The 12,681-nt window shown below is 69.0% G+C and carries 8 protein-coding genes; 6 read left to right on the top strand and 2 right to left on the bottom strand.

Features of this window, described 5'->3' with window-relative positions; genetic code table 11:
• Nucleotides 1-646 precede the first annotated feature (646 nt).
• Entirely contained in the window at nt 647-1,894 is a 1,248-nt protein-coding gene (locus BKK80_RS10600; RefSeq protein WP_071069340.1) for an HD-GYP domain-containing protein, read from the bottom strand.
• Nucleotides 1,895-2,368: 474 nt separating this feature from the next.
• Between BKK80_RS10600 and BKK80_RS10595 the strand changes: the two genes are divergently transcribed.
• Nucleotides 2,369-2,662 (top strand): putative quinol monooxygenase, encoded by a 294-nt coding sequence (locus BKK80_RS10595; protein ID WP_071012571.1) that lies wholly within the window; start codon nt 2,369-2,371, stop codon nt 2,660-2,662.
• 147 nt (nt 2,663-2,809) lie between these two features.
• Nucleotides 2,810-3,811, top strand: coding sequence for a cysteine synthase A (locus BKK80_RS10590; protein WP_071069338.1), 1,002 nt, complete (start codon nt 2,810-2,812; stop codon nt 3,809-3,811).
• Nucleotides 3,812-3,829: 18 nt separating this feature from the next.
• Here the strand turns inward: BKK80_RS10590 and prpR are convergent, their stop codons facing one another.
• Entirely contained in the window at nt 3,830-5,857 is a 2,028-nt protein-coding gene (gene prpR / locus BKK80_RS10585) for a propionate catabolism operon regulatory protein PrpR (RefSeq protein WP_084545637.1), read from the bottom strand.
• A 284-nt stretch (nt 5,858-6,141) separates the two neighbouring features.
• On the opposite strand from prpR, the gene prpB reads away from it, so the two are divergent.
• From prpB to prpF, 4 genes are all read left to right on the top strand, one after another.
• Nucleotides 6,142-7,050, top strand: coding sequence for a methylisocitrate lyase (prpB, locus tag BKK80_RS10580; protein WP_071012567.1), 909 nt, complete (start codon nt 6,142-6,144; stop codon nt 7,048-7,050).
• A 122-nt stretch (nt 7,051-7,172) separates the two neighbouring features.
• A complete protein-coding gene (prpC, locus tag BKK80_RS10575; protein WP_071069336.1) occupies nt 7,173-8,327 on the top strand; it encodes a bifunctional 2-methylcitrate synthase/citrate synthase in 1,155 nt (384 codons plus the stop codon).
• A gap of 78 nt (nt 8,328-8,405) precedes the next feature.
• Nucleotides 8,406-11,003 carry a Fe/S-dependent 2-methylisocitrate dehydratase AcnD gene (acnD, locus tag BKK80_RS10570; RefSeq protein ID WP_071012566.1) on the top strand — a complete coding sequence of 866 codons (2,598 nt, stop codon included), beginning with the start codon at nt 8,406-8,408 and terminating at the stop codon, nt 11,001-11,003.
• 141 nt (nt 11,004-11,144) lie between these two features.
• Nucleotides 11,145-12,335, top strand: a complete 1,191-nt coding sequence (gene prpF, locus BKK80_RS10565) for a 2-methylaconitate cis-trans isomerase PrpF (protein WP_071069333.1) — start codon at nt 11,145-11,147, stop codon at nt 12,333-12,335.
• Nucleotides 12,336-12,681 lie beyond the last annotated feature (346 nt).

The raw sequence follows: 12,681 nt of genomic DNA, 5'->3' as shown, positions 1-12,681 counted from the left end.
CGCGGGACCAGGATCCGAATCGACTGATCGCGTAACGGATCGCGTATGCGCGAAACACTTGCTAGGCGGTCGAAGATTCTGCGTGAGAATAGATTTCATCGCTCCCCTCTTTTGGGGGATCGATGCCCGCACCTTTTCCCTTCTCAAGCGGGGTAGGTCAGCGAGAGAATGCGCACGAGACAAGACGGCGTCGATCCGTGCCAATGCCGCCCGCAGCGCGTAGCGGCAGTCTTCCGCGCGGTCTTCGCGCACCAGGTGAGAAAGGTGCGATCACCGCGAAAAAAGAGGGTGTAGGCGCGGGGAGTGCCTACACCCTACCGGGAAGTAGCAAGGGGTCAACGCTTGCTGGTGTGGATTATTGAGTGCCGGGGAATCCGGCGTTACCCTGCTTCGGTAGGTGCCACGCTTTGGTGGGGAAAAGTTCTCGCGCGCGCACCCGTCGCGCCCGCGCTGCGGCGGGCCCGCCAGCCCGAGGGAGCGCGGGCCGCCGTCCCGGCACGCGGCACGGCAGCGGCCCTGCCCCTGTGCCTGTCACACGCCGGTCATGATGCGGGAGGCCAGACGCGCCTGCCCATCCGCAGGGGCGACGCCGATGATGGCGGTGGGACGCCGGTGCCCCGCATCATAAGTTCGTGGACCCCGGACGTCAGCCCCCGGCGATCTCGGCCAGCTCGCGCCCCAGCGCGCCGCCCGCGGGATCGGCGCACAGCGCCAGCATCTGCTCGTCGGTGTAGCCCCAATCGCGCGCATTCTCGAAGGCCAGCACGCTGTCGTTGCCGTCGATCAGCTCGATGCGCTCCGCCGGCAGCGGTGCCGCGTCGGCGATCGAGTGGAAGACGATGGCGCCCGGCTGCAGCGGTGCCGCGGGGTTCTGCTCACACACGACGGCCAGCCGGTTCGACGCCAGGCGCAGCACGGTGCCGACCGGATAGATGCCGACCGAGCGTGCAAAGGCCTGGAAGGCGGTACGGTCGAACAAGGTATCGACCCGCACCGCGATGTACTCCATCGCGCGGGCCGGAGACCAGGCCTGGTGGCCGGGATGGTTGGAGGTCAGCGAATCGTAGGTGTCGCAGACCGCGGCAATCTTGGCGTGCAGGCTGATCTCATGGGCGGCTAGGCCAAAAGGATAACCCCGGCCGTCGACCCGCTCGTGGTGATGGATGCAGACGTCGAGCGGGATGTGGGTGTAGAGCCGCGCCTCGTTGAGGATGCGGTAGCCTGCGGATGGATGGCGGCGCATGGTCTCCTCCTCGGCCGCCGTCATCGCCGCGGTCTTGTTCAGGATGGTGTCCGGCACGGCGACCTTGCCGATGTCGTGCACCAGTCCGCCCAGGCCGAGCTGGCGCACTTCGGCATCCGGCAGGCCCAGCGCGCGGCCGGTGGCGATCATCAGGGCGCAGACGGCGAAGGAGTGCAGATAGGTGTAGTCATGCCTGGTCTTGAGCCGGGCGAGCGCGATCAGCGCCTGCGCGTGGCGCGACAGCGAACTGGAGGCCGAATCGACCAGCAGCAGCGCGCCGCTCACTTCCATCACCTTGCCCATGCGCGCCGCGGCGAACATGGAGCCGACCACGGACTTGCCGTTGGCGACGATCTCGCGTGCCCGCGCCAGTTCGGCTTCCAGTGGCACCGCCCTGCTCTCGCCGCCCGTCACCGGCGCCGTCACCGGCGTCGGCGGTGGCGGTGGCGGTGCTTCGGCGGCCGTCACGTTGCGCCCCTTGAGGATATCGATCCAGACGTCCTGCACGCCCGCGCCGACGATCTGCTGGATCTGATCTTCCTCGGTGATCAGGAAGCGCGAGCGCCAGAATGGATGGTTGATCCACGGGCCGCCGAGCCTGGCGACGAACATCCCGACCCCCAACTGCTCCGCCCTGATCCGTTTCAGCATGCATGCTCCCCTAGGCTATCTGCTGGCAAACCGGCATTTCATGTGGTTTTCGCCGGTCTCGATTAACGGCAGGATGCATGCGGTCTTTAGCCTCGCAAGCGCGGCGGCGCGGTGGGGCGCGGCACTTCAAGCGGTAACGTGCCGCAGCGGCTCCAGCCGCGTCCGGCGGGCTCCGGCAGGATGCCCTGGCGCCGATGCCTGTCGGCGCCTTCGCCGAGCGCCAGCGCGCCGATCGCACGCACTACGGCGCCTTCATCCGCCAGGCCTGCGTCACGGTGGATGGAAGCGGCCTGAGAGGGCCCGCGCCGCCACCCCCGCTGCGGCGCCGACGGCACTCCGGTGCCGGAACGCCGCGCCGGCGCCTTGTCAAGGCGCTCTGCACAATGTCCGTTCGCCGGCCTCGGGCATTGGACCGGCAGGCGGCGGCGGCGCTACAATCGGCCGCCCTGAGATTGGATAGCCCGCTGACCCACCATGTCCGGAACCTATACGCTCGTCGGTATCGCCCGCGCCAAGGCCAACCGCCGGGAAGTGCTGGTCGACAAGCTGACCTCGATGCGCCAGCGCGGGGCCAGCGAACCCGGTTGCCTGCGCTACCACGTCGGCCAGGACGCGGAAGACCACGAAGTCTTCGTGCTCTACATGGTGTGGGATTCCAAGCGGGCGCTCGAATCCCACCTGAACAGCGAGTATGTGCGTGACTTCCACGCCATGCGCGACGACTACCTGGATGGCGACATCCATTTCCGCTGGCTGCAGGCCGCCTGAGGCAGGCCCGCCCGCCGCGCGCCGCCTTTCCTCCGCACGTCGTCTCTCCCAGGCACCCGCCCGCGCCACCTCGCCCTTGTCAAGGCCCGGTCCGCCGCCTATCACACACTGAGGACGGCGCGCATCGGGCGTGCCCGGGAGTGCATCATGGGCGTCAGGGACGGCTTCGTCGGCACCATCGGCAATACACCGCTGATCCGCTTGGCAAGCCTCAGCGCCGAGACCGGCTGCGATATCCTCGGCAAGGCGGAATTCCTCAATCCGGGCGGCTCGGTCAAGGACCGCGCCGCGCTCTACATCCTGCGCGACGCCGAGCACCGCGGCACGCTGCGCCCCGGCGGCACCGTGGTGGAAGGCACGGCCGGCAATACCGGCATCGGCCTGGCCCACCTCTGCGCGGCGCGCGGCTACCGCTGCATCGTGGTGATTCCCGACACCCAGTCGCCGGAGAAGATGGCGCGGCTGCGCCTGCTCGGCGCCGAGGTGCGGGCCGTGCCGGCCAAGCCCTATGCCGACCCCGACAACTACCAGAAGATCGCCGGGCGGCTCGCAGCGCAGATCGAGAACGCCATCTGGGCCAACCAGTTTGACAACCTGGCCAACCGCCAGGCCCACTACGAGACCACCGGTCCCGAGATCTGGCAGGCCACCGCCGGCCACCTGCACGCCTTTGTCTGCGCCACCGGCACCGGCGGCACCCTGGCCGGCGTGGCGCGCTACCTGAAGGAGCGCAGCCCGCATGTGCGCATCGTGCTGGCCGACCCCCATGGCAGCGGGCTCTACCACTACGTCAAGCACCACGAAATCAAGGTCGAAGGCAGCTCGATCACCGAGGGCATCGGCTCGAGCCGCGTCACCGCCAACCTGGAGGGCACGCCGATCGACGACGCCATCCGCGTCGACGACCGCGCCTGCGTGGACATGGTCTATCGGCTGCTGCGCGAGGAAGGCCTGTTCGTCGGCGGCTCGTCTGGCATCAATGTGGCGGCGGCGGTGGCGCTGGCGCGCCAGATGGGGCCCGGCCACACCATCGTGACCCTGCTGTGCGACCGTGGCGACCTGTACTTCGGCCGCCTGTTCAATGCCGAATGGCTGGCCGCGAAGGGCCTCGAGCCGCCGCCGGCCAGCGGGGCCGCGCCGGATTGGTGAGTCAGCGGTCCAGGCAGCCTAGGCAGCCTCGTCCGCCGGCGCGTCGCGCAGGCGGCGCCAGAGCGTGGTCGGGCTGATGCCGAGCAGGTGGCAGGCCTGCGTGCGATTGCCGCCGCACTGGGCCAGCACCTGGCGGATATGCTCGGCCTGGCTGGCGCGCGCCACGCCCGCCAGCGACTGCGGCGGCGCCTGCCGTTGACGCTCCACCCGCGCGGGCGCGGCGGGCGGCAGCGCCTCGACCGGCACGGCGGGCGCGGCGGCGCCGGACCGGGCGGCCACGTCCACCCCGGCGAACAGTTCGGGCACCGCGCCCTGCAGCTCATGCAACAGTTCGCCGGCCGCCAGGCGGCGGCCGCCGACCAGGACGGCGATGCGCTCGGTCACGTTCTCCAGCTCACGGATATTGCCCGGCCAGCCGTAGTGCGCCAGGCGCGCCCGCACCGGCGCGGGCAGCGCGCCCGGATGCGCCAGGCCCAGGCGCTCCTGGGCACGGCGGTACAGCAGTTCCGCCAGTTCGGGCAGGTCGCCGGCACGCGCGCGCAGCGGCGGCATCTCGATGCGCAGGATATTGAGCCGGTAGTACAAGTCCTGGCGGAAGCCCCCTTCCCGCACCATCGCGGCCAGGTCGCGGTGGGTGGCGGCGATCACCCGCACATTGACCGGCACCGGCTCCAGCCCGCCGATCGGCAGCACCTGCTTTTCCTGCAGCACGCGCAGCAGCCTCGTCTGCAGCGAAGGCGGCATGTCGCCCACCTCGTCCAGAAAGAGCGTGCCGTTGTGGGCCGACTCGAACAGGCCGGCCTTGCCGCCGCGCCGCGCGCCGGTGAAAGCGCCCTCCTCGTAGCCGAACAGCTCGCTTTCGAGCAAGGCTTCCGGAAAGGCCGCGCAGTTGACCGCGACGAAGGGAAAGGCACGGCGCGGGCTGGCATCGTGCATGCCTTGCGCCAGCACTTCCTTGCCGGTGCCGCTTTCGCCGCCGATCAGCACGGTGGAGTCGACCACCGCGTAGCGGCGCGCCAGCTCGCGCAGGTGCTGCATGGCGGCCGAGGCGCCGGCCAGGTCGTCAAGGCTGTAGCGCACGCCGACCGGCCGCGCGCGGTTGCGCGAGCGCAGGTTGCGGTCGACCCGCTGGATCGCATTGGCATCCTGGATGGTCAGCACCGCGCCGGTCACCCCGCCCTCGCCGGCGATGGGGATGCGGTTGACCACCACCATCTTGTCGCCGAGCTTGTGGATGGCCTCCAGCTCCTTTTCGCCGCTGTGCATCACACCGTCCAGCGACAAGCCCGGCGCCAGCAGCTGCAGCCGGCGTCCCACCGCGTTGCCGGCCGGCGTGCCGAGGAAACGCTCCATGGCCGGGTTGAAGGACTGGATGCGCCCTTCCGCGTCGACCGCGGCCACGCCTTCGTTCAGGTGCGCCAGGATGGTGTTGACATAGTCGCGACGGGCCGCCTCGATGCGGCGCAGCCGGGCAGCCTCGATGGCATCTTCCAGCGCACCGCGCACCGATACCCCCGAGTACAGGAACACGCCCACCAGGCCGTGCTTGTCAGCCAGGTCGGTGACCAGGCCGGGCCCCACCACCACCTTGATGCCTTCCTGGCGCAGGGCCTTGACGCGCGCCGTGGCGTCGTCTTCGGTCAGGTAGGTGTAGGCCGGGATCGAGAGCGAGAAGGCGCGCACGAACTCGTCGACCTCGGCGTAGGTCGAGGCATGCGTCACCAGCGCCACCTGGGGCGAGATGCGGCGGGCCGTGGCCAGCGCGCTCATCACATCGAATCCGGTCACCTTGACCAGCACCACCGGCACGTCGACGTGCTGGCGCAGGTAGGCGCCGTTGGAGCCGCCCGCCACCACCGCGTCGAGCCGGCCCTCGCGTGCCTCGCGGACGATGGCGCTGGCGGCGGCCTCGTAGCCCTTGCCGACGATGCGGAACTCGGCCCGGCCGGCATAGGCGGGGATCAGGTCGGCGAAGGCGCGCGACAGGCGGCTGATGCCGATGGCCCAGATGCGCGGGCGGGCGTTGGGGGGAAGGATGCTGCTCATGGCGGGTCCGGAAGGCGGCTGCATGCGGCCATTGTCCGCCTTGCCCTCCGGCATTTCAATATTGAAATGCAAATTTCCAGCTTGCAATGCCGGAGATGGCATCCGCGCTCGCCCGGAGCGTCCCGCGAGCCCACCCGCAATGGCGCCAACCCAGCACCGGCAAGGGCTGGCGGGTATTCCCGCAGCGCCGTGGACGGCCCTGGCACAGGCTTTGCGCTAGATGGGTGTCTCGCCGAGATTCGTACATATCGTTCCGTCCCAATAGGCAACCCAGGCAACCGCCCATGACTTTCACCGCTTCCGAACTGGCCCGCTCCGCCGGCGCCCGCTTCCGCCAGGCCCTGGCCGACGAGCAGCCGCTGCAGATCGTCGGCACCATCAATGCCAACCACGCCCTGCTGGCCAAGCGCGCCGGCTACCGCGCCATCTACCTGTCGGGCGGCGGCGTGGCCGCGGGCTCGCTGGGACTGCCCGATCTCGGCATTTCCGGCCTGGACGATGTGCTGACCGATGTGCGCCGCATCACCGATGTGTGCGATACGCCGCTGCTGGTCGACGTCGACACCGGCTTCGGCTCCTCGGCCTTCAACGTGGCGCGCACCACCCGCTCCCTGATCAAGGCGGGCGCCGGCGCCATGCACATCGAGGACCAGGTCGGCGCCAAGCGCTGCGGCCACCGTCCCAACAAGGAAATCGTCAGCCAGGGCGAGATGGTCGACCGCATCAAGGCCGCCGTCGACGCCCGCACCGACCCCAACTTCGTCATCATGGCCCGCACCGACGCGCTCGCCGTGGAAGGCCTGGACAAGGCCATCGAGCGCGCCGTGGCCTGCGTGGAAGCCGGCGCCGACGCCATCTTCCCGGAAGCCATGACCGAGCTGGGCATGTACCGGCAGTTCGTCGAGGCGGTGAAGGTGCCGGTGCTGGCCAACCTGACCGAGTTCGGCGCCACGCCGCTGTTCACCGTGGACGACCTGCGCGGCGTCGGCATCGCCATGGCGCTCTACCCGCTGTCGGCCTTCCGTGCCATGAACAAGGCCGCCGAGAACGTCTTCCTGGCCATCCGCCGCGACGGCACCCAGAAAAACGTGGTCGACACCATGCAGACGCGCGCTGAACTGTACGAGAGCATCGGCTACCATGCTTTCGAGCAGAAGCTCGACGCCCTGTTCGCCCAAGGCAAGGCCAAGTAAGCTCTCATATCCGCTTGTATCCGCTCCGGGGGGCCGGCGTGCCGCGCGATGGCGCGGCGGCGGTTCCCGGACGATTCCCGCACCAGACATTCCCGCACCAGGAAACCAAGGAGACCCACAACATGTCCGAAGCGCAACCGCAAGTCGCTCCGAAGCCCAAGAAGTCCGTGGCCCTGTCCGGCGTGACCGCCGGCAACACCGCGCTGTGCACGGTCGGCCGCAGCGGCAACGACCTGCACTACCGCGGCTACGACATCCTCGACATCGCCGATGCCTGCGAATTCGAGGAGATCGCCCACCTGCTGGTGCACGGCAAGCTGCCCACCAAGGCCGAGCTGCGCGCCTACAAGACCAAGCTCAAGGCCCTGCGCGGCCTGCCCGCCAACGTCAAGGCCGCCCTCGAATGGGTGCCCGCCAGCGCCCACCCGATGGACGTGATGCGCACCGGCGTGTCCGTGCTCGGCACCGTGCTGCCCGAGAAGGACGACCACAACTCCCCCGACGCGCGCGACATCGCCGACCGCCTGATGGCCAGCCTCGGCTCGATGCTGCTGTACTGGTACCACTACAGCCACAACGGCCGCCGCATCGAGGTCGAGACCGACGACGACTCCATCGGCGCCCACTTCCTGCACCTGCTGCACGGCGAGAAGCCCTCGGCCCTGTGGGAGCGCGCCATGCACACCTCGCTGATCCTGTACGCGGAGCACGAGTTCAACGCCTCGACCTTCACCGGCCGCGTCATCGCCGGCACCGGCTCGGACATGTACTCGTCGATCTGCGGCGCCATCGGCGCGCTGCGCGGCCCGAAGCACGGCGGCGCCAACGAAGTGGCCTTCGAGATCCAGAAGCGCTACGACACCCCCGACGAGGCCCAGGCCGACATCACGCGCCGCGTGGAGAACAAGGAAGTGGTGATCGGCTTCGGCCACCCGGTGTACACCATCGGCGACCCGCGCAACAAGGTCATCAAGGAAGTCGCGCGCAATCTGTCCAAGGACGCCGGCTCGATGAAGATGTTCGACATCGCCGAGCGCCTGGAGACCGTGATGTGGGACATCAAGAAGATGTTCCCCAACCTGGACTGGTTCAGCGCCGTCAGCTACCACATGATGGGCGTGCCCACCGCCATGTTCACCCCGCTGTTCGTCATCGCGCGCACCTCGGGCTGGGCCGCGCACATCATCGAGCAGCGCATCGACAACAAGATCATCCGCCCCAGCGCCAACTACACCGGGCCGGATAACCTCAAGTTCGTGCCGATCGAGAAGCGCTGATACGCAGCCAGGCCGACCCGGCGCCATGCCGGGCCGGCCCTCGGGCCACCGGTCACCGCACTGCACCCTCCCCACGCCATGAATACTGCAAACCGCAAACCTCTGCCGGGCACCAAGCTGGACTTCTTCGACGCGCGCGCCGCGGTCGAGGCAATCCAGCCGGGTGCCTACGACAAACTGCCCTACACCTCGCGCGTGCTGGCCGAGAACCTCGTGCGCCGCTGCGATCCGGCCACGTTGACCGATTCGCTGAAGCAGCTGATCGAGCGCCGCCGCGACCTCGATTTCCCCTGGTTCCCCGCCCGCGTGGTGTGCCATGACATCCTCGGCCAGACCGCGCTGGTCGACCTGGCCGGCCTGCGCGACGCCATCGCCGACCAGGGCGGCGATCCCGCCAAGGTCAACCCGGTGGTGCCGGTGCAGCTCATCGTCGACCACTCGCTGGCGGTGGAATGCGGCGGCTTCGACCCCGATGCCTTCGCCAAGAACCGCGCCATCGAGGACCGCCGCAACGAAGACCGCTTCGACTTCATCAACTGGACCAAGAAGGCCTTCCAGAACGTCGACGTGATCCCCCCGGGCAACGGCATCATGCACCAGATCAACCTGGAGAAGATGTCTCCGGTGATCCAGGCGCAGAACGGCGTGGCCTACCCCGACACCTGCGTCGGCACCGACAGCCACACCCCGCACGTGGACGCGCTGGGCGTGATCGCCATCGGCGTGGGCGGCCTGGAAGCCGAGAACGTGATGCTGGGCCGCGCCTCGTGGATGCGCCTGCCCGACATCGTCGGCGTCGAGCTGAGCGGCCGCCGCCAGCCCGGCATCACCGCCACCGACATCGTGCTGGCCCTGACCGAGTTCCTGCGCAAGGAAAAAGTGGTCGGCGCCTACCTCGAATTCCGCGGCGAAGGCGCCGCCAGCCTGACCCTGGGCGACCGCGCCACCATCTCCAACATGGCGCCCGAGTATGGCGCCACCGCCGCGATGTTCTTCATCGACGGCCAGACCCTCGACTACCTGCGCCTGACCGGCCGCGACGACGAACAGGTCAAGCTGGTCGAGACCTACGCCAGGACCGCCGGCCTGTGGGCCGACACGCTCAAGGACGCCGAGTACGAGCGCGTGCTCAAGTTCGACCTGTCGAGCGTGGTGCGCAACATGGCCGGCCCGTCCAATCCGCACAAGCGCCTGCCCACCTCCGACCTGGCCGCGCGCGGCATCGCCGGCAAGTGGGAGGAAGTGCCGGGGCAGATGCCCGACGGCGCCGTCATCATCGCCGCCATCACCAGCTGCACCAACACCAGCAACCCGCGCAACGTGATCGCCGCCGGCCTGCTGGCGCGCAATGCCAAGGCACGCGGCCTGGCGCGCAAGCCCTGGGTCAAGAGCTCGCTCGCGCCCGGCTCGAAGGCGGTGCAGCTCTACCTGGAAGAAGCCGACCTGCTGCCCGACCTGGAGGCGCTCGGCTTCGGCATCGTCGCCTTTGCCTGCACTACCTGCAACGGCATGTCGGGCGCGCTGGACCCCAAGATCCAGCAGGAGATCATCGAGCGCGACCTGTACGCCACCGCGGTGCTGTCCGGCAACCGCAACTTCGATGGCCGCATCCACCCGTATGCCAAGCAGGCCTTCCTGGCCTCGCCGCCGCTGGTGGTCGCCTACGCCATCGCCGGCACCATCCGCTTCGACATCGAGCAGGACGTGCTGGGCACCGACCAGGACGGCAAGCCGGTCTACCTGAAGGACATCTGGCCGAGCGACGAGGAAATCGACGCCATCGTCGCGCGCAGCGTCAAGCCGGAGCAGTTCCGCAAGGTCTACGACCCGATGTTCAGCTTCGCCGTCGAGTCCGGCCCGCAGACCAGCCCGCTGTACGACTGGCGCGCGCAGAGCACCTATATCCGCCGCCCCCCGTACTGGGAAGGCGCGCTGGCCGGCGAGCGCACGCTGCAGGGCCTGCGCCCGCTGGCGGTGCTGGGCGACAACATCACCACCGACCACCTGTCGCCGTCCAACGCCATCCTGGCCAACAGCGCGGCCGGCGAGTACCTGGCCAGGATGGGCCTGCCGGAGGAGGACTTCAACTCCTACGCGACCCACCGCGGCGACCACCTCACGGCACAGCGCGCGACCTTCGCCAACCCGACCCTGATCAATGAAATGGCCGTGGTCGACGGCCAGGTCAAGAAGGGTTCGCTGGCGCGCATCGAGCCGGAAGGCAAGGTGGTGCGCATGTGGGAGGCCATCGAGACCTACATGGACCGCAAGCAGCCGCTGATCATCATCGCCGGCGCGGACTATGGCCAGGGCTCCTCGCGCGACTGGGCCGCCAAGGGCGTGCGCCTGGCCGGCGTGGAAGCCATCGTGGCGGAAGGCTTCGAGCGCATCCACCGCACCAACCTGATCGGCATGGGCGTGCTGCCGCTGGAGTTCAAGCCGGGCGTGAACCGCCTGACGCTGGGCCTGGACGGCACCGAGACCTACGACGTGATCGGCGCGCGCAAGCCGCGCGCGGACCTGACCCTGGTCATCCACCGCAAGAACGGCGAGCGCGTCGAAGTGCCGGTGACCTGCCGCCTGGACAGCGACGAAGAAGTCTCGATCTACGAAGCCGGCGGCGTGCTGCAGCGCTTCGCGCAGGACTTCCTCGAGTCTTCCAAGGCCGCGGCCTGAGCATGCGCATGCGCCGGGACCGCGCCGGCGCGCAGGCGCCACTCCAGGCGCTGGCGCAGGCATCATTGCGCGCGTCATCCCAGGCGTAATCTATCGGGCGGTGCGGCAACGCACCGCCCGTTTTTCCAGGATACCCATTCCATGGCCCACGTACCCCAGATCAAGATTCCCGCCACCTACATCCGCGGCGGCACCAGCAAGGGCGTGTTCTTCCGCCTGCAGGACCTGCCCGAGGCAGCCCAGGTGCCCGGCCCGGCACGCGACAAACTGCTGATGCGCGTGATCGGCAGCCCCGATCCCTACGGCAAGCAGATCGACGGCATGGGCGCCGCCACCTCCAGCACCAGCAAGACGGTGATCATCGCCAAGAGCAGCCGGCCCGATCACGACGTCGACTACCTGTTCGGCCAGGTCGCCATCGACCAGCCCTTCGTCGACTGGAGCGGCAACTGCGGCAACCTGTCCGCCGCGGTCGGCCCCTTCGCCATCAGCGCCGGCCTGGTCGACCCTGCCCGCATCCCGCACAACGGCGTCGCCACCGTGCGCATCTGGCAGGCCAATATCGGCAAGACCATCATCGGCCACGTGCCCATCACCAATGGCGAAGTGCAGGAAACCGGCGACTTCGAACTCGACGGCGTGACCTTCCCCGCCGCCGAGGTGCAGCTCGAGTTCATGGACCCGGCCGCCGAGGAAGAAGGCGCCGGCGGCGCCATGTTCCCCACCGGCAAGCTGGTCGACGACCTCGAAGTGCCCGGCGTGGGCACCTTCAAGGCCACCATGATCAACGCCGGCATCCCGACCATCTTCCTCGAAGCCGAAGCGATCGGCTACCAGGGCACCGAGTTGCAGGACGACATCAACGGCGACGCCAAGGCACTGGCCCGCTTCGAGACCATCCGCGCCTGGGGCGCGGTGCGCATGGGCCTGATCCAGGACATCAGCGAAGCGGCCAAGCGCCAGCACACGCCCAAGGTCGCCTTCGTCTCCAAGCCCAAGGACTACACCGCCTCCAGCGGCAAGCGCGTGGCCGCCGGCGACGTCGACCTGCTGGTGCGCGCGCTGTCGATGGGCAAGCTGCACCACGCCATGATGGGCACCGCCGCCGTCGCCATCGGCACCGCTGCCGCCATCCCCGGCACGCTGGTCAACCTCGCCGCCGGCGGCGGCGAGCGCAACGCGGTGCGCTTCGGCCACCCCTCCGGCACGCTGCGCGTGGGCGCGGAAGCCAGCCAGGTCGACGGCGAATGGGTCGTGACCAAGGCCATCATGAGCCGCAGCGCGCGCGTGCTGATGGAAGGCTGGGTGCGCGTGCCGGGCGACGCGTTCTAAGCGATTGCCCATGGCGCACCGGCCCCTGTTGCGGGCCGGTGCCGCACCGCCCCTGCCCCGGGGCGGAATCGCGAGGCGCCAGAATCGAAGCTGCCGGCATGCAAGGTGCCGGCGGCTGGGGCGCCTTCGCTGCACCGGCATGTCTCGTATGCCCGCACAGCTTCCTTCCTCACCGTTGCCTCGGCATCACCGCCCCTCGCAAGACGAAACGTCTGCTGTCTCCCCCATTAAATCAGCAATCGATCCCGCCGCCCTGCGCTTCCCGGCACGTTGAGGCCAGACGGCACACTCTGTTGCAGAAAATCAGACGCAGCTGATTCACAGCCTCCCGGTTGCCCGCCTGTAA

This window comes from Cupriavidus malaysiensis, assembly GCF_001854325.1.
GTDB classification, from domain to species: Bacteria; Pseudomonadota; Gammaproteobacteria; order Burkholderiales; family Burkholderiaceae; genus Cupriavidus; species Cupriavidus malaysiensis.
The sequence above is the reverse complement of the archived record's forward strand: the minus strand, read 5'-3'. Positions and strand labels throughout refer to the sequence as shown.

Excerpts from the sequence above, each read along its gene's own strand:
- BKK80_RS10600 (WP_071069340.1), bottom strand. The coding sequence starts at position 1,894 with ATGCTGAAACGGATCAGGGCGGAGCAGTTGGGGGTCGGGATGTTCGTC.
- BKK80_RS10595 (WP_071012571.1), top strand. The coding sequence starts at position 2,369 with ATGTCCGGAACCTATACGCTCGTCGGTATCGCCCGCGCCAAGGCCAAC.
- BKK80_RS10590 (WP_071069338.1), top strand. The coding sequence starts at position 2,810 with ATGGGCGTCAGGGACGGCTTCGTCGGCACCATCGGCAATACACCGCTG.
- prpR (WP_084545637.1), bottom strand. The coding sequence starts at position 5,857 with ATGAGCAGCATCCTTCCCCCCAACGCCCGCCCGCGCATCTGGGCCATC.
- prpB (WP_071012567.1), top strand. The coding sequence starts at position 6,142 with ATGACTTTCACCGCTTCCGAACTGGCCCGCTCCGCCGGCGCCCGCTTC.
- prpC (WP_071069336.1), top strand. The coding sequence starts at position 7,173 with ATGTCCGAAGCGCAACCGCAAGTCGCTCCGAAGCCCAAGAAGTCCGTG.
- acnD (WP_071012566.1), top strand. The coding sequence starts at position 8,406 with ATGAATACTGCAAACCGCAAACCTCTGCCGGGCACCAAGCTGGACTTC.
- prpF (WP_071069333.1), top strand. The coding sequence starts at position 11,145 with ATGGCCCACGTACCCCAGATCAAGATTCCCGCCACCTACATCCGCGGC.